At 66.5% G+C, this 21,354-nt stretch carries 18 protein-coding genes, 1 pseudogene and 1 other annotated feature; of the genes and pseudogenes, 4 read left to right on the top strand and 15 right to left on the bottom strand.

Annotation, left to right across the window (positions count from 1 at the left end):
• Positions 1-235: 235 nt before the first annotated feature.
• The gene (locus AC56KW_RS16485; protein WP_497171760.1) at positions 236-1,351 is read right to left on the bottom strand and encodes an amidohydrolase family protein; all 1,116 of its coding nucleotides are present in this window, start codon (positions 1,349-1,351) and stop codon (positions 236-238) included.
• Positions 1,352-1,667: 316 nt separating this feature from the next.
• Here AC56KW_RS16485 and AC56KW_RS16480 point away from each other — a divergent pair, with 316 nt between their 5' ends.
• Complete coding sequence (locus AC56KW_RS16480; RefSeq protein WP_497171759.1) at positions 1,668-2,720, top strand: fumarylacetoacetate hydrolase family protein; 1,053 nt, start codon at positions 1,668-1,670, stop codon at positions 2,718-2,720.
• A 141-nt stretch (positions 2,721-2,861) separates the two neighbouring features.
• Here AC56KW_RS16480 and AC56KW_RS16475 read toward each other — a convergent pair whose 3' ends face one another.
• The 13 genes from AC56KW_RS16475 to AC56KW_RS16415 all read right to left on the bottom strand — a co-directional run bounded on the left by AC56KW_RS16475 (position 2,862) and on the right by AC56KW_RS16415 (position 18,509).
• A complete protein-coding gene (locus tag AC56KW_RS16475) occupies positions 2,862-5,312 on the bottom strand; it encodes an efflux RND transporter permease subunit (RefSeq protein ID WP_497171758.1) in 2,451 nt (816 codons plus the stop codon).
• The gene (locus tag AC56KW_RS16470; RefSeq protein WP_497171757.1) at positions 5,309-6,412 is read right to left on the bottom strand and encodes a WD40/YVTN/BNR-like repeat-containing protein; all 1,104 of its coding nucleotides are present in this window, start codon (positions 6,410-6,412) and stop codon (positions 5,309-5,311) included. Before AC56KW_RS16470 ends, AC56KW_RS16475 begins: the two co-directional genes overlap by 4 nt.
• A 63-nt stretch (positions 6,413-6,475) precedes the next feature.
• On the bottom strand, positions 6,476-7,828 hold the full coding sequence (locus tag AC56KW_RS16465) for a DUF1329 domain-containing protein (protein WP_497171756.1): 1,353 nt from the start codon (positions 7,826-7,828) through the stop codon (positions 6,476-6,478).
• A gap of 18 nt (positions 7,829-7,846) precedes the next feature.
• Positions 7,847-9,556 carry a DUF1302 domain-containing protein gene (locus AC56KW_RS16460; RefSeq protein ID WP_497171755.1) on the bottom strand — a complete coding sequence of 570 codons (1,710 nt, stop codon included), beginning with the start codon at positions 9,554-9,556 and terminating at the stop codon, positions 7,847-7,849.
• A gap of 286 nt (positions 9,557-9,842) precedes the next feature.
• Positions 9,843-10,988 carry an MFS transporter gene (locus tag AC56KW_RS16455; protein WP_497171754.1) on the bottom strand — a complete coding sequence of 382 codons (1,146 nt, stop codon included), beginning with the start codon at positions 10,986-10,988 and terminating at the stop codon, positions 9,843-9,845.
• 172 nt (positions 10,989-11,160) lie between these two features.
• Positions 11,161-12,387: a gallate dioxygenase gene (locus AC56KW_RS16450; protein ID WP_497171753.1), complete on the bottom strand. Its 1,227-nt coding sequence runs from the start codon at positions 12,385-12,387 to the stop codon at positions 11,161-11,163.
• Positions 12,388-12,430: 43 nt separating this feature from the next.
• Positions 12,431-12,856 (bottom strand): nuclear transport factor 2 family protein, encoded by a 426-nt coding sequence (locus tag AC56KW_RS16445; RefSeq protein WP_497171752.1) that lies wholly within the window; start codon positions 12,854-12,856, stop codon positions 12,431-12,433.
• Between the two features lie 23 nt (positions 12,857-12,879).
• Entirely contained in the window at positions 12,880-13,578 is a 699-nt protein-coding gene (locus AC56KW_RS16440) for an alpha/beta fold hydrolase (protein WP_497171751.1), read from the bottom strand.
• 26 nt (positions 13,579-13,604) lie between these two features.
• Positions 13,605-14,288, bottom strand: a complete 684-nt coding sequence (gene ligK / locus AC56KW_RS16435; RefSeq protein WP_497171904.1) for a 4-carboxy-4-hydroxy-2-oxoadipate aldolase/oxaloacetate decarboxylase — start codon at positions 14,286-14,288, stop codon at positions 13,605-13,607.
• Positions 14,289-14,304: 16 nt separating this feature from the next.
• Positions 14,305-15,330: an amidohydrolase family protein gene (locus AC56KW_RS16430; RefSeq protein ID WP_497171903.1), complete on the bottom strand. Its 1,026-nt coding sequence runs from the start codon at positions 15,328-15,330 to the stop codon at positions 14,305-14,307.
• Between the two features lie 31 nt (positions 15,331-15,361).
• Positions 15,362-16,498: a 4-oxalomesaconate tautomerase gene (locus tag AC56KW_RS16425; RefSeq protein WP_497171750.1), complete on the bottom strand. Its 1,137-nt coding sequence runs from the start codon at positions 16,496-16,498 to the stop codon at positions 15,362-15,364.
• 17 nt (positions 16,499-16,515) lie between these two features.
• A complete protein-coding gene (locus tag AC56KW_RS16420; protein WP_497171749.1) occupies positions 16,516-17,469 on the bottom strand; it encodes a PDR/VanB family oxidoreductase in 954 nt (317 codons plus the stop codon).
• On the bottom strand, positions 17,466-18,509 hold the full coding sequence (locus AC56KW_RS16415) for a Rieske 2Fe-2S domain-containing protein (RefSeq protein ID WP_497171748.1): 1,044 nt from the start codon (positions 18,507-18,509) through the stop codon (positions 17,466-17,468). The genes AC56KW_RS16420 and AC56KW_RS16415 overlap by 4 nt, the downstream gene beginning before the upstream one ends.
• Before the next feature lie 626 nt (positions 18,510-19,135).
• Between AC56KW_RS16415 and AC56KW_RS16410 the strand changes: the two genes are divergently transcribed.
• On the top strand, positions 19,136-19,534 hold the full coding sequence (locus AC56KW_RS16410) for a hypothetical protein (protein WP_497171747.1): 399 nt from the start codon (positions 19,136-19,138) through the stop codon (positions 19,532-19,534).
• Here AC56KW_RS16410 and AC56KW_RS16405 read toward each other — a convergent pair.
• Entirely contained in the window at positions 19,522-19,662 is a 141-nt protein-coding gene (locus AC56KW_RS16405; RefSeq protein ID WP_497171746.1) for a hypothetical protein, read from the bottom strand. The two genes, AC56KW_RS16410 and AC56KW_RS16405, sit on opposite strands and share 13 nt — an antisense overlap.
• Before the next feature lie 517 nt (positions 19,663-20,179).
• Here AC56KW_RS16405 and AC56KW_RS16400 point away from each other — a divergent pair.
• Together AC56KW_RS16400 and tnpA are read left to right on the top strand one after the other, a co-directional pair.
• Positions 20,180-20,884: pseudogene (locus tag AC56KW_RS16400) on the top strand (IS3 family transposase); the annotation flags it as partial.
• Positions 20,394-20,510 (top strand) — a sequence feature (AL1L pseudoknot). Its footprint overlaps the pseudogene before it by 117 nt.
• 98 nt (positions 20,885-20,982) lie before the next feature.
• Complete coding sequence (tnpA, locus tag AC56KW_RS16395) at positions 20,983-21,279, top strand: IS66 family insertion sequence element accessory protein TnpA (protein ID WP_497171745.1); 297 nt, start codon at positions 20,983-20,985, stop codon at positions 21,277-21,279.
• The last annotated feature ends 75 nt before the right edge of the window (positions 21,280-21,354 follow it).

The following is a 21,354-nucleotide window of genomic DNA, read 5'->3' as shown; positions in this document are numbered from 1 at the left end:
CGCCTGGAGCGGCGGGCGCTCCGGCGCTGCCCAGCACGGCGATGGCTCACTGTATGGAGGCGCGGTGCATCCGTAAAATGGATAATTCCGATACGAGCTATCGGCCCGCTGAATGCGATGCGGGCACCGGGACGATGCCTGGCGCGGCCGTGCCGGACGCACGCCGGCGCACCGCTCCCGGTCTGGAAGCGGTGACCGCCATGCGTGTTGCGGGAGGCTGTTTGCCTGCCGCGCTTCAGGATGCGGCGGGTGCCTGCCAGCCGGCGGGGCGCAGGCGCTGGCCGAGCAGCCGCTCGGCATTGCCGTAGGCGATGCGTTCGCGGTCTTCCTGCGACAGGCCCGGCACTGCGTCGAGCAGTCCGCCGAACGCGTACTGGCCCATGTCGAAGGGATAGTCCGATCCTGTCACGACCTGGCTGATACCGGCCTCCTGGATCAGGTGCCGCAGCGCCTCCGGCTCATACACCAGGTTGTCGAACCAGATCTGGCGCAGGTACTCGCCCGGCGGCCTGGCGCAGCCGCGCGTATCGGTGCGCGCGCGGTAGGCGTGGTTCGAGCGTCCGATGTAGGAAGGCAGGTAGCCGCCGCCATGCGCCGCCAGGATCTTCAGGCCCGGGTAGCGGTCCAGGACTCCGCCGAAGATCAGGTGCGACAGCGCGATCGTCGTTTCGAGCGGCTGCCCGATCACGTTCGACAGGTAGTGGCGGTCCAGGCGCGATCCTAGCGTGGTGCCGAAGGGATGGATGAAGACGATGCAGCCCAGCTCCTCCACCTTGGCCCAGAACCGCTCGAACATCGGATCGGCCAGCTCCCTACCGGCGATCATGGTCGATATCTCGACGCCGCGCAGGCCCAGCGTGCGCACGGCATGCTGCAGCTGCTCCAGCGCAAGGGCGGGGTGCTGCAGCGCCAGCGTGCCCAGTCCCAGGAAGCGGTCCGCATGGGTGGCGCACAGCTCCGCCATGCCCTCGTTCTGAATCCGCACCACCTCGGCCGCCAGCTCCGGCTCGGCCCAGTAGTAGTGCTGAGTCGAGGTTGGGCTGACCAGTTGCATGTCCACGCCCATCGCATCCATGTCGGCCAGGCGCTGCGCGAGATTGGTCAGCCTGGGTCCGGCCTGTGGCAGCATCACCCGGTTGTTGTACTCCACCGTGGCGGCGCCGAGCGCACGCAGCATCATGTCCGGCTCGGCCAGCTTCTCCGGCTGGCCGGCGACCAGTTTCTCGACTTCCGGGAACAGCGCATGGCAGTGCAGGTCGACCGTGAAGGTCCTGGCCTTGGCGCGCACCTGGGCGGTGGCGCCCTCCGGGCAATCACGCGGGCATTGCGGCGTACATTGATGGAACAGCATGGATTCTCCTGATGATGGATCGGCGGGCGGGCCGCGAGGGGCGGCCGTAATCCGGTCGATTCTACCGACGCGCTGCCGGTCCCTGGCATGGCTTTTTCGGATCGAAGCTATCGGCCGGACCGATGGATCGCATGGCCCGCCGGTGCCGCCATCTATCGGTTTTTCCGAAGCGTGCTGTCGGAATTCCGCATTCGTCAAGCGTTCCGGCCGTCCCTATACTGGGCCACGCTGGCCGGTCCCGGCTCCCGCCGGACCGGCCCCTTGCCGTCGGGTCTTCCACCTTCCCGCACCACCTACTGACAAAGGAACACGCTTCATGACAGACACCCACGATCAGGCCGGATCCAAACAGGCCGGCTTCCGGCTCGGCACCTTCTCGGCGGCCGGCTCGAGACCCTTCGCAGGACTCGTGCGGGGCGAGCAGGTCATCGCCCTGCATACCCTGCAGCGGCTGGCCGACGACAAGGGCCTGCGGCTGAGCGGCAGCGAATCGGTATTCGCCCTGCTGCAGAACTGGGAATCGAATTTCGCCGCCTTGTCCGAGGCGCTCGCGCTGGCCGACCAAGGCGACGCGCTGAATTGGGCGCCGGTATCCAGCCTCCAGGTGCACGCGCCGGTCGACCTGCCGCGCCAGATCTTCTGCACCGGGGCCAACTATTTCAAGCACGTGGTCGACATTCTGGTCAGCATGGGCCCCGGCGCCCATCCGGGTACCGAGCACATGACGCCTGCCGAACTGCGCACCCATGCGGAAGACATGATGCGCGAGCGCTCCAGGACCGGTTCGCCCTATGTCTTCAGCAAGATCCCTTCCGCCATCACCGGTCCCTACGATCCGGTCATCCTGCCCGCCCTGGCCTCGCAGCCCGACTGGGAGCTGGAGCTGGCAGTGGTGATCGGCAAGGCTGCGCGCCATGTGCGGCGCGAGGATGCTGCCCAGTACATCGCCGGCTACACGATCGCCAACGACATTACCAGCCGCGACCTTATCTGGTGCAAGGAACCGAAAGCCATGGGCACGGACTGGATCTCGAGCAAGAACTCGCCCACCTTCCTGCCGCTCGGTCCCTACCTGGTGCCGGCCGCCTTCGTGGAAGATCCGGCCCAACTGCAGATCGTCCTCAAGCTCAACGGCGAGGTCATGCAGAACGAAAGCACCTCGGACATGATCTTCGACATCGCGCGCCAGATCGAGTACATCTCCAGCCGGGTGCAGCTGTGGCCGGGCGACGTCATCTGCACCGGCTCGCCTGCCGGCAACGGCATCCACTTCGGTCGCTTCCTGCGTGACGGCGACGTGATGGAGGCCTCGATCACCGGCCTGGGCTTGCAGCGCAATCCCTGCGTCGCAGAGCACCGCAGCCGCTGACCCGGCTCCCCTTCCCTCCCTGGCGCCGATGGGTCCGGCGCTGCGGAGGCGTACCTGACTGCGCCAGAGGGTTGCACCCTGGCGCTCCCTTCCTGGCGCCGCAAGACAACCTGAGCTGGATGTCTTGCGGCGGACCGGCGACTAGCCGTTCAGCACCCCATCGCTCACGGGCGCCAGGCCACCGGCAGCTGCCTGGCTCGCCGGACGCGCCACTGCCGGGCGCAGCAGGAAGTGACCAAGCGCCGGCAGCAGCACCAGGGCGCCGATCATATTCAGCAGGAACATAAAGGCGAGCAAGATGCCCATATCAGCCTGAAATTTGATCGGCGAGAACACCCAGGTCGCGACGCCGACCGCCAGCGTGACCCCGGTGAGCATCACGACCTTGCCGGTGAAGAGCAGTGCCCGGTAATAGGCGTCCGACAGGCTCATCCCCTCCTTCATGCGCGCCTGCGTAACGCTCAGGATATAGAGCGCATAGTCGACCCCGATCCCAACCCCGAGCGCGATTACCGGCAGCGTCGCGACCTTCACGCCGATGCCGAGCGCCACCATCAGGGCTTCGGCCAGGAGCGAGGTCAGCATCAGCGGCAGCACCGCGACCACGACCGCGCGCCAGCTACGGAAGGTGAGAAAGCACAGCAGGGTCACCGCGCCATACACCAGGAACAACATCTCGTACCAGGCGCGCTTGACAACGATGTTGGTGGCCGCCTCGATGCCGGCGCTGCCGGCCGCCAGCAGGAACTGGATATCGCCGGTGTTGTTGGCGGCCGCGAAGCCTTCCACATGCGAGACCACGCGCGCCAACGTATCGGCGCGGTGTTCCTGTAGGTAGACATACATCGTCAGCAGGCCGCAGGACTCGTTGTACAGGCCGCGCGGGGCGCCGGCGGTGACCGAGTTGAGCATGTTCTGGTTCTTCACCAGCTCATACCATTTCGGATTGGCCTCGTTCAGGCCGCTCAGCATGCGGCGGTTCAGCAGCGCCAGCGTGTTGACCGACTCGACGCCCTCGAGCTGGCGCAGCTGCCAGTCGAGCGCGTCGACTCGCTTGAGCACCTCGTAGCTGGAGCAGCCGCCGTTGTCCGGCGTCTTCACCATCACGGCGAACACGTCGCTGCTGGCGCCGTAGTGCTCGCTCACGAAGGCGACATCGCGGTTGTAGCGCGAATCCGGACGCAGTTCCGGGGCACCGGGGTCGAGGTCGCCGATCTTCAGCTGCTGGCTCATCACGGCGCCACCCGCCGCGAGCACGCAGGCGCAGGCCACGGCTACGCCCGCGTAGGGCTTGCGGGTGAACAGGTCGAGCAGGCGCCACAGCCCTTCCTTGCGGCCGCCGGCACCGTCGGCATGGTCGGTGTTTTCGGTGTGCAGGCTGCGCCGGGCCGCCCGCGCGCTCACCCCGGTGTAGGACAGCAGGATCGGCAACAGGATCAGGTTGGTGAAGATCAGCGCCGCGACGCCGATGCTGGCGGCGATCGCCAGCTCCCGGATCGCCTGGATGTCGATCAGCAACAGCACCGCGAAACCGACCGCGTCGGCCAGCAGGGCCGTCAGGCCGGCCAGGAACAGACGCCGGAAGGTGCAGCGCGCCGCCACCAGCTTGTCCGCGCCGCGCCCGATGTCCTGCATGATGCCGTTCATCTTCTGGGCGCCATGGCTCATGCCGATCGCGAAGATAAGGAAAGGCACCAGCAGCGAGTACGGATCGAGCGCATAGCCCAGAGTCGGCAGCAGCCCGAGCTGCCAGACCACCGCGACCAGGGAGCTGAGCACCACCAGCGCGGTCGAGCGCGCGCAGCGGGTATACCAGAACACCATGGCGGCGGCGATCGCGATGGCGGCAGCGAAGAACAGCAGCACCTGGTGCAGTCCGTCGATCAGGTCGCCGACGATCTTGGCAAAGCCCGTGATATGGATGCGCACGCCCTGCGGCTCGTACTTCGCACGGATCTGCTCGAGCGCGGCGGACAGCGCCTGGTAGTCCAGCGGCCTGCCCTCGGCGTCGCTGGAAAGCAGCGGCACATAGATGACGCTCGAGCGCCCGTCGCGCGCCACGGTCTGACCGGTCTCGCCGGAGCGGGCGACGTTGGTCTCGAGCAGGCGCAGGCTGTCGCGCCGGCCGTCGTAGCCGTCGGGGATCACCGGCCCGCCTTCGAGGCCCTCTTCGGTCACGCCGACCCACCGGGTGTTTGGCGTCCACAGCGATTTCATGAAGGGACGATCGACGCCGGGCAGCAGGAACACCTCGTCGTTGATCTTCGCCAGCGTCGCCAGGTAGCGCGCATCGTAGATGCTGCCATCCGGATTCTCGACCACGATGCGCACGGCATTGCCCAGGCCACTCAGCTCCTTCTGGTAGCCCAGGTAGTTCACGATATACGGGTGTCCGGTCGGGATCGCCTTTTCGAAGCTGGCGTTCAGGCGCAGCTTGCCGGCCTGGTAACCGAGCAGGCAGGTGACGAGCGCGCACAGGAGCACGACCGCCAGGCGGTGGTTGAACAGCAGGCGTTCGAGGAAGGAGCCGGAGCGTGGGTCGAACGGCGCCGCACCGGGGGCGCCATGGGTGCTGAGTGGGGTCGGGATCATTTTGCGGCGTAAGAATGGGGAATGGCGCCCGGTTGGGCGGAAAGGCGCACGGCGCCGGACATGCCGACCGCGACGATCGCGCCGTCAGGCTGGGCGAGCACGTCGCTCAGGGGGCCGAGCGGGCGCGCCGGGAGCACTGCGGCCGGGCCACCGGCAGGCGCGCACAGCAGGATCCCGGCCTGATTGGCCATCAACAGCGTGTCGCCCTGGGCGCGCATGGCGGTGATCGACACAGGCATCGGGACCGCAATCCGGTCCCAGCGCATACCCCTGTCGACGGAACGGAAGGCATTGCCGCCGAGTCCGGCAACCGCGACCTGCCCGGCGCCGGCCGTCAGAGCGAAGAAGCTGCCTTTATAGGGAAGCTCGAGTCGCTCGAAACGCTCGCCGCCGTCGGCCGAGCGCAACAGCAGGCCCTGCTCGCCGGCGATGTAGACCTCATTACCGGATGCGGCGACCGCGTACATGTGATTGCCGCCGGGGTTGTCCAGGCGGTTCGAGATCGGGGTCCAGCTCGCACCGCCGTCGCGGGTGCGGAAGGCCAGGTTGTAGGCACCAACCACGATACCGTTGCGGGCATCGCTGAAATGCAGTGCCAGGAAAGGCTTGTCCGGGCCGTCGGCCACCAGGCGCCGTGCTTCGGCGAGATAGGCGGCGGACTCACTGCCAGTGTGGGCCTCGGCATCCTGCAACACCAGTTGCGCAGCCTGGACGCCGTCCAGCTGCCGGATCCAGGACGCGCCGCCATCGCGGCTGTGCAGGATGACGCCGTAGTGGCCGACCGCCCATCCGTGGGTCGGCGTCGGGAACTGGACCGCGGCCAGCGTCACGCTGGACGGCACCTTCGCCTGGCGCCACGAAGCGCCGCCGTCGTCGGACAGGATGATGATGCCGCGCTCGCCGACCGCCACGATGCGCTTGCCGGCATGGGTAACCGCGGTAAGGTAGGCTTTGGCCGGCTGGCGCACGATCTCGGCGGTGCGCACGACCGGGTCGGCCAGCGGTGCGCCTGCTGCTGCCGCGGCCGCCGGGGCCGCCGCGCAGGCCAGCGCCAGGGTTAAGGACAGGGCCAGGGCCGGAAGGGAATGCTTGTCATGCATGAGTTGCTCCACTATGCGCCGGCCCGGCCGTCGGCCGCGCCGGCGCCAATCTGCCGGGTCGGATCAGCGGGCGCCGCTGCCGAGCGAAGCCGGCGCGAAAGTCGCGTCCGGGTAGCGCGCCATGATCTTGTACTGCTCCGATTTTTCGTTCAGAACCAGGTTGGCGAACCAGGTGTTCGACAGCAGGTCGTAGAAGCCGAATGTGACGCCGGTTGTCGCCGGCAGGTCCGGCATCGTCACCGGCAGCTGCCACATGGTCTTCCACAGCTGGCCCTTGGCATCCCAGCGGTCGCCCAGCACCGCCATCCAGGTATCCTCGTCCAGGTAGTAGCGGCCCTTCGGCGCCACGTGGCGCACACCCGGCTTCACGTTCGCTTCCACCACCCAGACCCGGTGCAGTTCCCAGCGCACCATGTCGGGGTTCAAGTGCTTGCCGTTGATCAGATCCAGGTCCTTGCCTGCCAGCGAGCGGTTGGTGTTATACGGGATGAACATCTCCTGCTTGCCGACCAGCTTCCAGTCGAAGCGGTCCAGGCGCCCTGCGAACACGCTCACCTCGTCGAAGCTCATCACACCGGCAGTGGCCGGGGTCGGGGTATCGCAGCAGGCGTTGGGCAGCTTGCGCGTGCGGCGCTGGCCAGCCAGATAGACGTAGCCGAGGTCGCGGTCCGAGTCCAGGTTGAGGCGTCCGAGGATGGCCTCGCCGGCGCGGATCGGTGGTCCCGCGTTCACCAGGCGCAGATTCCAGTAGTTGCCGTCGGCTGCTTCCGGCGTGCCGTCCTTGTAGAAGTAAGGCATGCTCTGGTCGGCGATGCCGTCGACCGTCATCACCGGCTTGCCGGCGGATGTGACCAGGTAGGCCCGGTTATTGAACTGCCAATCGGCGCCGCGCCAGGACAGCAGGTGGTTCCACATCGCCTCGGCGCCGTCCTTCGGGATCGGGAACGGGATACCGCCATAAGCTCCGACCGGGATCTGGCGCTCGTTCAGCTTGGCCGCTATGGCATTCTTGCGGGTGTTATCGTAGACCCATTGCGGCGCCGCCGCGGTGCGGTGGGTCGGGTAGACGTCGATGCGGTAGCTCGCGTGCTTGGTGAGCATGGCCTTGGCGCCGTCGCTCAGCTTGTCCGCGTACTGGCCCATGTTCTTTGCGGTGATGGTATACAACGGCTTCTCGCCGGCGAACGGGTCCTGGTCGCGCCGGCCGCCGGCCTTGAAGCCGGCCGGGGCCTTGGTCAGGCCGCCATCCCATGCGGGGATGCTGCCATCCTTGTTACCGGCCTTTTCTGCACCCAACGGAGTCAGGGTCTTGCCCAGTTTGCCGGCCTCCTCGGCGCCGACTGCGGCGCCGGCGATGCCGTGGATGCCGACCAGGCCACCGATGCCGGCCGCGATGATTGCTCGCTTGAAGTTCATACTGTGTCTCCCTGTTGATTAGAATGTGCGGCGCAGCGAAACCGAGGCGAAATCGCGGTCCTTCAGCGCCTGCTTGTAGGTGTAGACGGCACCACCATTGCCAGGGATGGCGGTCGGGGCGGCGCCGCCATAGTAATGAGTGATGCCCAGGCTGAAGTGCCAGGTGTCTTCGTAGCGCCCGGCGATGCCGATGCTGATGTCGCCGCCCTTGTCGGGACCGAACACCGACCCGAACACGGCCGAGGTGCCCTTCGGCGTGTAGCCGATCCCCACCGGCACGTCGATGTCCAGGCCCGGCCTGAACTGGCGGAAGGTCGGCGTATAGACCACGCGCATGCCCCATGCGTCACGGGTCGCGTTGGGGTCAAGGTGGTCGGCGTGCGAGGTGATGCTGGTGACGCGGTTCCAGGCCAGTTCGCCCAGCAGCGTCGATTCCGGCGAAATGAAATTGGGTGCCAGCGCCGCCAGCGTCGAGATGTTCAGGTGGGCAGTCCGTCCCAGCGGATAAACCGTGTTGTCGCGGTTGTCGGAAGGCGCCGTCGGGCCGCCGAACTGTGCCGGCACGATGCCGTACAGGTCGGTCGATCCGGCATGGCTGAGCGGCGAGTTATGACGCACCGAGACTTCCGCGGAAACGTTGAATTCACCAAACGTCCTGCTGGCGCTGATCCCGTAGGTACGAATGCCCTCGTGGTACAGGTAGCGGAAGCCGGCCGGTGCGGGACCGGTCGGGGTCGGGGCCATGCTCATCACGATGTCCATCGACTTGCTGTGATAGCGCGCCGCGTAGAAGCCGAGGTCGACGTCGCTGCCCGCGGGCGACCATTTCAGCTGGATGCCGCCCTGCCCCGAGTCGCTGGCATCGACGTCGCCTAAGTAACGCGCGCGCGGCGCCGGCGGCGGGCCGAGGATCAGGCTCTCGCGGCCCGGCCCGATATTGTCGCCAGAGCTGAAGTAGCTGCCGGATCCAGGCAGCCTGTTCTTCTCCCATTCGTACTGGTAGTATGCGCCGAACGTCAGGTTCGAGGACAGCTGGATCTCGCCGGACACCTGTCCCACCGGCCGGATCAGTTCCTTGAACGGCGTGTTCGGGACCGACTGGCCCTTGAGCACGTCGATAGGCTGCTGGGCCGCCGCGATCCCGTTCATGCCATAGAAAAGAGTTTCGCCGTAGACCAGGGCGTGGCGCCCTGCCCGCACCGACACCGGCAAGCCGCCGACCTCGGCATTGGCAAACACGAAGGCTTCGAGCAGCTCGCCCTTGCGGCCGTGCAGCTTACGGGTCGCTTCGGTGAATTCCGTATGCGGTACCGACAGGGCATTGTAGGTGAACGGCGAATCATTGTCGGTCCGGCGGTTGTACACCGAGTCATACCAGGCCGCGCCGCTCACGCGCGCGCCGAAGCGCTTGTAGGTCAGGTCGATCTCGGACAGCAGGTCAACGCGGTTGGAGACTAGGCCCCTGCTGAAGTTGCGGTCGCCGTCGTCGCCGTTGGTAGCGTTCGACCCGTCCACCAGCTCCGCGCTGCGCTTCTTCAGGCGGAACGCCGCGCTGTACTTGACCGTGTTATCCCAGCGCAGCTTCAGGTCTGGATTGCCGGTATCGATATCGGTCGCGGCGGCGTCGGGCAAGGTCAGCAATGCGCCGAATGCCAGCGTCAGCAACAGTGCCGCATGGCTTGCCTTGCCGGGCTGCGTACGGTCGTAGGGGCTTGCGTTGTATGTCATGGAGTCTCCATTCTGGTTATTCATGGGCAGCTTGTGGTCCGCTGCCTTGCCGATCAAGATGCCGCTGCGGGTCAAGGATGGCCACGGCGCAGGCATGTCGGACGGCGCCTGCAGGCACTTTGCTTGCAACGATCATATCGACGAACTCGGCGGGGATAAAATCGTTTCTTCCGATTCGAACCAACGGAAACATGGATACCTTCGCGCAGCCGCCGTCTCACACAGGCCCGACATGCGAAGGGCCGGCATGAAGCCGGCCCTTCGGGGCTCTGCGCCTCTCGGCGATTCAGGAGTGCGACAGCACCGCGCCGGCGGCGCGGCGCGGCAGGAAGCAGGCGACCGCGCAGCCGGCGATCAGCACCGCGGCCACGCCCAGGCTGGGATAGCCGGCAAGCTTGACCAGGGTGCCGCCGAGCAGCGGCCCGACTGCTGCCCCGGTCATCACCATGGCCGGGGTCGCCCCCACCGCGCGGCCGCTCGGATCGAGCGCCGCGATGAGGCCAAAGGCGAAGGTGTGAGTAAAGATCATGACAGCGGCGAAGAACAGTGCACCGGCCGCATAGGGAAGAAATGCCTCGCTCTGCGTCAAGAGCAGGGCCAGTACCGCTTGCAGGACCGGGCCGCACACCAGCACTGTGCGGGCATTGATACGGCGCTGGAGCAAGGCAGCCAGCGGCGCCGGCACCAGATTGACGAAACCGAGGGCGATCAGCACTCCGCCCACTGCCGCCGCGCCATAGCCGCGGTCGGCGCCAATGCGCTCGACGAAGGCAAACATCATCGCCTGCGTCAGGGCCATGCAGCTCACGCCCATGGCCGCCAGCCAGACAGCGCGCGGCAATTTACCGTGTGCGCCGGCCGGGGTGGCGCTACGTGCACCAGCACCGGGGAAGCCGGCCGCCGATGCACACGCGGCGATGGCCATGACGCTGGCAAAGGTCCAGAACAGCGCGGGCGCGCCCACTGCGGCGACGATGTTCGGCACGCCGCCCATGAAGACGACGCCGAACACGCCCAGCGCCGCCCCAACGAGGGCAAACAGACGGTGCGGATTGCTGCTGCAACCGATCGCGGCATGGGTGAGACTAAGCGCCGTGCCCGCCGCCAGGCCGGCGCCGAGGTGAAGCACGGCCATGAGCGCGAACGTATCCACAAGCGCGACGGCGCCGAAGGCACAGGCGGCGGCCGCAAAGCTGCCGGCTGCCACGGTGCGTGCAGGCATGCGGTTGGAACGAGGAGCGACCCAGGCGCTCGCGGACACGGCGCCGATCAGAAACAGGGTGGCCAGGCCGCCGGCCTGCTGGGGGTCGAGGCCGTAGCCGCCGATCAGGACACCGACCCAGACCGGCAAGGCCACCAGGTCGACCATCCCGGCGCAGTGCGCCACCATCAGGGCGGCGCGGCCGCCCCAGTTTTCCGAAGTCGTTCCCATTGCTGTCTCCTTGGTAATTAGCCCCCGCCCCGCATGCGTCGTGCAGGGATCTGGCAGGGCCTGGCGCCACGTGGCCGTTCCCCTAATGTAGCGGCTGTTCGCTTCCCCTACCAATCGGACCTTCCGATTGCAGGTATCGGGACAACCAATAGCTTGCGCCGGCTGGCGCCGCTCAGGCCGATTCCGGCACCCTGCGCGTGCGCAGAAAGTCCTCGAGGCTTTCGCCGCGCATGCTGGCGTAGACTTCCAGGTTCGACATCCGCTGCACCCGCGCGAACTTCTCGAGCACGAAGAAAGAGACCCCGTACCTGATCAAGCCGAGCCAGTCGCGGCTGCGTACCAGCGCGGTTTCCGGCTCAGTGAGCCCAGACTCCTCGAATGCCGCCTCGATATCGCGCATGACCAGTTCGCGGAAGGCGGGTTCGCGGTGCCGCCAGAAGAATCGGTTCAGCCGCAGCGCCTTGACGCTGTGTGCTATGTCGAAGGCATAGGTGCCGGGAATATCCTCGATTCCCAGCAGTTGGTCGTTGGCATGCGCGCGTGGCGCTTCCGGCGGCGGCGCCCCGACCTGCTCGTAGATCGCCACCGCCATATTGGTGGTCGTGGCCAGGTAATGATTCTGGTGCAGGCAGCGGATTTCGCCGTCAAGGGCGCCGCGCATTGCCAGCCACATGATCACCTCGGCGCTCTCCGCGCCGCCGCGGCGGATCAGCTCCGCGTGCGTCAGCCCGGCGAGAGCGTCTGGATCCTCGACGAACAGGCGCAGGAACTCCTCGTCCCAGTCGGTATCGTTGAAGCCGGTGCGCTCGCCGTGGATCTGATGCGACAGCCCGCCGGTGCCGACCACCACCACTTTCAGGTCTTCCGGAAAGGATTCAATGGCGCGCCGCACGGCCTGTCCCAGCTTGTAGCAGCGCGCGGCCGTCGGCAAGGGATGCTGAAGCACATTGATGGCGATCGGCAGGATCGCGCCCGGCCAGGCCGGCTCGTGCGGCCACATCAGTGCCAGCGGCGAATTGCAGCCATGGTCGAGCGACCGGTCCTGGAACACCGTCATGTCGAATTCCTCGTTCACCAAGCGGTTGGCGACGTGTTCGGCAAGCTTCGCGTGGCCCTGGATGCCGGGCAGCGGTCGCCGCCCCGCGCCTTCGTCGGCCATGTCGAATTCCGGCGACACGCCGATCGAGAAGGTGGGGTAGCAGTCGAAGAAAAAACTGTTCCCATGGTCGTTGTAGAAGAAAACCAGGACGTCCGGCTGCTTCTCTTCCAGCCATGCCGCGACCGGCTTGTAGCCCTCGAACAGCGGTGCCCAGGCCGGGTCGTTGTGGCGCTTCCTGTCGTAGGCCAGGCCAATGGTCGGGACGTGGGAGGTCCCGATACCGCCAATGATGTGTGCCATGATGGCTCCTGCGTGGTGATGTGGGTGGGCGCTGGTGCGGCGGTCAGGCGATCCAGAACGAGCCGCGCCGCTCGGCGAACTTCCAGCCTTGCGGGGTCAGGACCAGGAGGTCGGCGAACACGCCCGGCACCGGCGCGCCCGACTGTGGAACGGCCCCATCCGCGGGCCTGGCGGCGGACAGCAGCAGGATGCGCGACCGGGCGCGCGCCGCACTGTCGCTGTCAACCTCGACCAGGATGTCGCTGCAGACGTGGAAGGTCATGGTGTCGGCCGGCCGCTTGCGGAAGGCCGCCAGGATTGCCTCGCGTCCCTGGATCGCCACGGTCGGCGCCGAAGGGCGGTATAGCGCCGCGTCGTCGGTGAACAGCGCAGCCAGTTCCTCGAAGCGGCGCTCGTCGTTCAGGTAGGCATAGCGCGATACCAGTGCGCTGCAGGCGCGCTGTATCGCTGCTTCGTCTTGCATCAGCATGGAATTCCTTTGTTCCAAAAAAATCAGTTTGGCAGGGCCAGCCATTCGTGCAGCGCGTCCAGCACCGCGGCCGGCTGCTCCATCATCGACATGTGGCCGCAGTCGGCCACCAGCCGTAGTACCGACCGCGGCGCCAGCCCCGCCATGCGGCGGTGGCGCTCCGGCGGGCTCCATCCGTCCTCCATGCCGCACAGGATGAGCGTCGGGCAGGTAATCCTCATCAGGACGCTGGTCGCATCCGGCCGGCCGAGCAGAGCGCAGGTCTGGGCCTGGTAAATGGCACCCGACATCCGCCCCACCATCGCGGTGACAGCCGCCACCAGGGCCGCATCCCCTCGGCGCTGCGGCGCCAGCATCGGCAGCCCCCAGGCCGCCGCGATCGCACCGATGCCCTGGTCCAGGGCCTGGTCCACCAGCACGGCGCGCCGCGCCGCCTCGCCTTCGGTGGGTGGCTCGAAGCCGGTATCGAGCAGGGCCAGGCGCTCGACCCGCGGCGCCGCGCGGCGCAGCACCTCGAGCGCCACCCGCCCTCCCATCGAGTGACCCGCCAGCGCGAAGCGCGCGGGCGCCTGGCGCAGGACATGCTCGGCCATCGCCTGCAGGGAATCCTGTTCCGTGAATGTCACGATGCGCACGTCATAGTCGCCGCGCAAGGCATCGGCCTGGGCCTGCCACACGACTTCGTCGCACAGCAGGCCGCACAAAAGCATCACTGTCTTCATCGCTGGGGTCCGGTTCGCACGCGTGCTCAATCGATGTAGCGCAGGCCGGCCTGCGCCAGCGTTCCGCGCATGTCGTACATATCCAGCCCAAGGACGCCGGTCGCCAGTTTCGCCCGTTTGGCAACCTCCAGCTCTTCGCGCCGCTGCGCCAGCTCCGCCACCCGCGGCGCATCGGCGGCCGGCACCACCACCACCCCATCCTCGTCTGCGACGATCACGTCGCCCGGATTGACCAAGGCGCCAGCGCACAGCACCGAGATGTTGACCGAGCCGAGCGTCGACTTGATCGTGCCCTTGGCGCTCACGCACTTGCTCCAGACCGGGAAGCCCATCTCGCGCAGCACCTTGACGTCGCGCACGCCGGCGTCGATCACCAGCGCGCGGGCGCCGCGCGCCTGAAAGCTGGTGGCCAGCAGGTCACCGAAATAGCCGTCCGTGCACTCGGCCGTGATGGCGGCGACCACGATGTCGCCGGGCTGGATCTGCTCGGCCGCCACGTGCATCATCCAGTTGTCGCCCGGGTGCAGCAGCACGGTGACGGCAGTGCCGACGGCCGCAGCGTCCTGGTAGATCGGACGCAGGTAGGGCTTCATCAGGCCGACCCGGCCCATCGCCTCGTGCACGGTGGCGCTGCCGAAGCGTTCCAGCTGTGCGACGGCGGCGGGATCGGCGCGTTCGATGCGGCGGCGCACCACCCCCAGTTGGTTGATCAGCGGAGTAGCCATATCAGAGTCCTTTGCGTTGCAGTTGTGCGTCCAGGCGTGGGAATACGGCGCGGGCATTACCCTCGTAGATGCGGTAGCGCTCCTCGTCGCTGAGCGCGGCCGCCTCGATGTAGCGCCGGGTGTCGTCGTAGTAGTGGCCGGTGTCCGGATCGATGCCGCGCACGGCGCCGATCATCTCGGAGGCGAACAGCACGTTCTTCACCGGGATCACCCGGGTCAGCAGGTCGATTCCCGGCTGGTGATAGACGCAGGTATCGAAGAAGACGTTGTTCAGCAGGTGTTCCTGCAGCAGCGGCTTCTTCAGCTCCTGGGCCAGGCCACGGAAGCGCCCCCAGTGATAGGGCACGGCGCCGCCGCCATGGGGGATCAGGAACTTCAGGGTCGGGAAATCCAGAAACAGCTCTCCCGTCAGGCACTGCATGAATGCGGTCGTGTCGGCGTTCAGGTAGTGCGCGCCCGTGGTGTGGAAGCAGTCGTTGCAGCTGGTCGACACGTGGATCATCGCGGGGATGTCGTGCTCCACCATCTTCTCGTACAGCGGATACCAGTGGCGGTCGGTCAGCGGCGGCGAGGTCCAGTGTCCGCCCGACGGGTCGGGGTTCAGGTTGATGCCGACGAAGCCGTAGTCGCGCACGCAGCGTTCCAGCTCGGGGATGCAGGTTTCGGGCGCCACGCCGGGCGACTGCGGCAGCATCGCCGCGCCCACGAAATGGTCCGGGAACAGCTGCGCCACGCGCGCGCACAGCTCGTTGCAGATGGCGGCCCAGGTGGCGCTAGTCCGGAAGTCGCCGATGTGGTGGGCCATGAAGCTGGCGCGCGGCGAGAAGATGGTCAGGTCCGAGCCGCGCTCCCTCATCAGGCGCAACTGGTTGCTCTCGATGCTCTCGCGCAGTTCGTCGTCCGAGATCCGCAGGTCCGACACCTTCGGTCCCAGCGCCGGCGTGTTAAGGTTGGCGATCTGCAGCTTGCGCCAGTTCTCCAGCGCTTTCGGGGCAGTGGTGTAATGGCCGTGACAGTCGATGGTCAAGGGTGGGCGCATGGCAGGGTTTCCAGTGGCATCAAAGGGATTCGGAATCGGAGGTCGCGGGAATCAGGACTTCGCCGCGCATGACGAGGCGGGCGGTGCGCAGCAGGGCCGCGCGAGCCACCTGCTGCGGGTCGTTCGGATCGAGCGTGAGTTCGACGCTGAATTCACCGCTTGGGTGTTCGACCGATACACGCTGCGCCAGCCCCCCATCCACCTGCGCCAGCCCTTCGGTGACCGTACCTGCGAGCATGCAGGCGGTGGCAACCGTCACCGCAGCCAGCACACCGATGGCGTCGTGGCAAACGTGCGGGATGAAGCAGCGGGTCGCGATACTTCCGCCGGCCGCTGGCGGCGCTACCAGGCACATCTTGGGATAACTCCTGAGCCCCACGTCGCCCAGCCCCATCAGCTGGCCGGCGGCGCGCCGCAGCGCTTCGAGCGTCTGCTTGAGCTGGACGTCGGCGTTCAGCGCGGCCACGGTTTCGTAGCCGCTGCGCCCGAGGTCGGTGGCCCGCAGCAGCACCATCGGCATGCCGTTATCGATGCAGGTCACCTCGATGGCCAGCGGCATGCCGTCGGGGCCGGTCACCTCGATGCGGTCGCGCACCCTGCCGGTGGGCAGCAGGCCGGCGCAGACCGAGCCGGCGGTATCGAGAAAGTTGATGGCGACCGGCGCCGCGCTACCGGGCACGCCGTCGATGCGGGCATCGCCGCCGTAGCGCAGCTTCCTGCCGGGCGTCCGCACCGTCACGTCGCATTGCATGCCGGTGTTGAGCGTGAGGATGCGCGCGCTGGTCGTCCCATCCTGGAGCGGCAGCAGGCCGCGCTCCAGCGCGAAGGGCAGTACCGCGGCCAGCATGTTGCCGCAGTTTGGCGTGAGATCCACCTGATCGGAGGCCGGCTGCAGCTGGGCGAACAGGAAATCGAGGTCGACGCCCGGCGTGGTACTTGGCCGGACGATGCCGGCCTTGCTGGTGAGCGGATGGGCGCCCCCTAGGCCGTCGATCTGGCGCGGATCGGGCGAACCGAGCGCGGCCAGCAGGACGCGGTCGCGCGCCGCGGGCTCGCGGGGCAGGTCGGCCTCGAGGAAAAACGGGCCGCGCGAGGTGCCGCCGCGCATCAGCATGCAGGGAATGGCGCGCTGGTCGCTATCGACCGTGGTAGTCATGGGCGTGTGCATGATTGTTACAGGTCCAGGACCAGCAGCCCGGTCCGGGCACGCGAGCAGCAGGGCGTAAACTGGTCGTTAGCGGCGCGCTCCTCGTCGGTCAGATACAGGTCGCGGTGCTCCGGCACGCCTTCCAGCACCCGGGTCAGGCAGGTGCCGCAAACACCCTCCTCGCACGAGTACTGCACCGCGACGCCCTGCTCCGCCAGCACCTGGATCACCGTGCGTCCCGCTGGCACCGTGTACACCTTGCCGTTCGACGCCAGCTTCACGGTGAAGGTCTGGTCGCCAGTGGTGTCGACCGCGGCTCCAGCGAAGTATTCGACGTGCAGCTGCGCCTCCGGCCAGCCCTGCGCGCGCGCCGTGTCCAGCACGTGCCCGATAAAGCCGGTCGGACCGCACACGTACAGGTGGGTCTGGCCCGGCGCTGCCAGCAGGGCCGGCAGGTCGAGCCGTTGCGCCGCGTCTGCGCTGTCAAAATGAAAGTGCGCCTGGCGCGCGAAGCGGGAAGCCGCGATGCGCTCGCGGAAGGCGGCACGCTCGGGCGAACGGGCGCAGTAATGCAGTTCGAAGTCGGCGCCTTTCGCCGCCAGCGCTTCGGCCATCGCGAGGATGGGCGTGACCCCGATCCCGCCGGCGACCAGCAGCACGCGGGGCGCCTCCACCAGCTGGAAGTGGTTCCTAGGCGCCCCGATGGTCAGCACCGATCCGACCTGCACGGTGTCGTGCATCGCCTGCGAGCCGCCGCGCGATGCGGCGTCGCGCAGCACGCCGATCAGGTAGCGGTGCGTTTCATGCGGCGCGCTGCACAGCGAATACTGGCGCACTTGCCCGGCGCCGACATGCACGTCGATGTGGGCGCCGGCTTCAAACGGCGGCAACGGCGCGCCGTCAAGGCGCACCAGTTCGTAGCTGCAGATGCCCTCGGCCTCGCTTACCTTGGCGGCGACGCGGACTTCGATCGTGCTCATGCCGCCTCCTGTGCCGCAGCTTCGCGCGCCAGCCACGCGTCAATGATACGGCGCGACTGGACCCCGCCTGCATCGATGTTCAGCATCAGAAGCTTGCGTGCGGGATGGCGCAGCAGATTCTGCTGCTGGCGCTCGAGCATCTCGCGGTCTTCGCCGAAGATTTTGCCCTGCCCTTCGCGGATCCTATCGGTCAGCTCCACATCCTGCGGCCGGAAGTTGCGCGCCATGCCCCAGAAATACCAGTGCGAGGTCTCTGTCTCCGGTGTGATGAAATCGACTACCACGCTCGACACCTTGTGCGCCGGATCCGCGTGGTAGCCACCCTTGCCCGCATGAGCCACCCCGACCTCAATCATCACGTGGCTCGGAGCGCTGAAGCGGCAGACCTGCCAGCGGTCCACCGGCACGTCGCCGTCAAGACCGTTCCATTGCAGGGCGGCGCGCCAGAACGGCGGCGCGCCGACGTTCTCCATAAAGCGGCTGGTCACCACCTGCTCGCCCTCCAGCCTGGTAGTCACCGGCGCCTCGTCGATTTCTTTTTGTCCGATACTCGACGCATGCACATAGGTCTCATGGGTGAGATCCATCAGGTTGTCGACCATCAGGCGGTAGTCGCAGTTGATGTGGTAAAGCCCGCCACCGTAAGCCCATTCCGGATTCTCGGCCCATTCGAGGTGGTGGATCGCTGCCGGATCGGCGAGCTTGTCGTCCCCCGGCCAGACCCAGACGAAGCCATGACGCTCCTCGACCGGGTAACTTCGGATACAGGGAAAACCACGCACGCGCTGTCCCGGCATACTGACCGTCTGGCCCTCGCATCCCATCTCAAGACCGTGGTAGCCGCATACCAGTCTGCCGTCGCGGACGAAGCCGAGCGAGAGCGGCGCGCCGCGGTGCGGACAGAAGTCGTCCACTGCGGCGACTTTGCCGCCCTCCCCCCGGTAGAACACGATCTTCTCGCCACAGATCTGGCGGCCAAGCGGCTTGCCCGCGATTTCGTCGGGGGTGCAGGCCACGTACCAAGCGTTTTTGGGGAACATGCCCGTCTCCTTGATTGTTCGTTTCAAACTTGATCTTAAGTACATTGAACGTTGATAAAATTGCTATCTCGTCACGTGATGCGCAAGTATTGCTTCCGTGATGTTCAGTCCCGCAACACAATTCCCAATTCGTCGTGCCCAGCAACCAAACATCCGCACGGCCCGATCGCAGCTTGCTCGATCCTTATCTGCAACCGGGCCAGCTCCTGCGCCACGCGCAACAGATCGCCGTCTCGTTCTTCTACGACGAACTCGGCAGCGAGCTCTTCCCGTCCAGTAGGCCCTCCTGAGGCAGCTAGCGGTTGCCCGGCATCGCCAGGTTTCGCTGGCTGGCCTGGCCGCCATCGATACCTCGACTGGTGCCACCGTCTGCGCCCGCCTCGAAGAGAAGGGCCTGCCAGAGCGCAAGGTCATCCGCACAACCGGCGCCAGCGCGCTACCGATCACCCCAAGCGGCGCACGCTTCCTGGCAAGCCTCGACACCGGCGCCCTGCAGCGACGCGAACGCCTGCTGGTACCGCTTACGCCTGCCCAGCAAGGCGAGTTCATGGCACTGCTGGCCAAGCTGGTGCACGAGAACAACGAGCAAAGCCGCGCTCCCTGGCCCTGCCGCGTCGGTGATGGCCATGCTGGCCCTGGCCATTCCGGCGCATCGCTGGATCCGCCTCATGCCCGCTGCGCCGATGCCGCGTGTCCGCCAGGTTGGAGCAAGCGCCCCAACTTCCGGGCATTACGGCGGTGGGCGACGATCCTGCCTGCTGTTGGAGCCTGAACCTGCCGACGATTTCCGACAGCCTTTGCGCCTCGCGCAGGATTGCCGCCGTCTCGCTGCCTTGCCGCGCCATGTCGGCGTTGTCACGAGTGGCGCCGTTCATGTCGACGATGCCTCCCACATGGCGGATGCCCCTCGTCTGTTCGCCACTGGCAAGCGAGATCTCCCCCATCATTTCAGTGGCACGGCGCACGCTGGCAACTATGTCGCCGATCGTCTCACTAGCCTGGCCGACCAGCTTCAACCTTCCTGAACGCTGCCCGTCGATTGGCCGATATGGGCTTTGATATCCTTGGCTGCCACGGCCAAGCGCTGAGCGAGGCTGCGCGCCTCGCCGCTGACGACGGCAAAGCCGCTGCCGTGCGTCAGGTCGGAAGACAAGGCATGGTCGCCCCCCCATGATTTGTCACCCGTGATCGGTAAGCGGCCGATCCGCCTGCCCTACCTCGATCCCGAGCCCGTTTCCTGTAACTTCATCATAAGAAAATCTGCTTCGCAGGAGAAATCGAATTTTCCGTTGCCAAACATCGGCAGGACCGATCGGTCAAGCTTTCATTGAAGTGGCTGGACACGGAGAAAGGAGTTTTTCGCTGGTGTGTTCGGACGCTGGTATTCGGCGTGCTCATAAGCGCCGTGCCGGTTTGCCTGGCCGCCGTCCGACAGCTTCAACCGGAATAGATTCGTTTGGTCGGCGCATCGTGGCTGACGGGTCCGGCGCTCGATGTGGCCAGTCTTCTTGCTCGATGCGCTTGAGCAGGCGTCAGCACGCGAGCCAGATTCAGCTTGATGCGCAGCACTCAGTTTCGATTGGTTCCGGGGCCCGTTCATGAAGAGCCAAAGACATCCTTGAACCGCCCCGGGTTTTGTCGAGGCTCCATTTTTTTGAGAAAACGGAGCTATGAATAAGCAACCAATGTGCTCCCCCGAAGTCACCGGGCGCGCTGCGCGCATGGTCAGCGAGGCTGCCAGCGAGTGCAAATCGCAGTGGGCGGCCATCACGTCGATCGCGGCCAACGCCCGGGACCGACCGCTGCCGAAGAAGAACGCATCAAAGCCTTGGAGCGAGGGGTGCGCGAGCTGCGCGAGGCAAACGAGATCCTGCGTCTGGCGAGTGCGTTTTTCGCCCAGGCGGAGCTCGAGCGCCGCTTCAAGCCGTGAAGGCGTTTATCGACTAGTAGCGCCAGACCTACGGCGTCGAGCCGTTCTGCCGCGTGATACAGATCACGCCGTCGGGATACTCGCAATATGCCGCGCAAAAGCGCGATCCTGAGTTGCGTTGCGCACATGCCCAGCGTGACAACGTGCTGAGCGTCGATATCGAGCAGGTCTGGTATGCGAATTTGCAGGTCTACGGCACCGACAAGGTCTGGCGCCAACTGCGGCGTGAGGGAACCGAAGTGGCCCGCTGCACAGTGGGGCGCTTGATGCGCAAGGCCGGCCTGCCAGGCCTCATGCGCGGCAAGGTGGTACGCACGACGGTGGCCGATGCGAAGACACTATGCCCGCTCGGCCGGTCAACCGCAAGTTCAAGGGTTGTGGGTCAGCGGTTTCACTTACGTGACAAGGCTTGATTTACGTCGCCTTCGTTATCGACGTCTTCGCCGACGCATCGTCGGCTGATGGGTGGTAAGCGTGCAGCCCACCCACCTGTGAATAGCGCCGTTTATTGGCAGACTCGAGGTTTTCTACTTCGAGGAACCCATGACCCGTCACCGAATTCCCGCATCGACCTGGCATGAGCGCGTGGCGCAATGGCGCAGCAGCGGTCTCACGGCTGAGACCTATGCCCGTGAGCACGATATCGGTCTGGAGCGCCTGATGTATTGGGCCCGCCGCGTCAAGCGCGCCGCGGACGGCGTGCAGCTCTTGCCGGTGCGTGTCACCGTCCCGGCAGCAGCCAGTCCTCTGGAACTGCGCAGCCCTTCCGGCTGGAGCATGCGCATGGACGCCGGCGTTGATCCCGTCTGGCTGGCCAGGCTGCTGCAGGAGTTGCGGTGAAGCTGCTGCCCGAATCGATCTGGCTGGCGCTCGATCCGGTCGACATGCGCACCGGCGTCGACGGCCTGTCCCTGC

The organism is Telluria sp. RT2P19 (assembly GCF_059685725.1).
The sequence above is the reverse complement of the archived record's forward strand: the minus strand, read 5'-3'. Positions and strand labels throughout refer to the sequence as shown.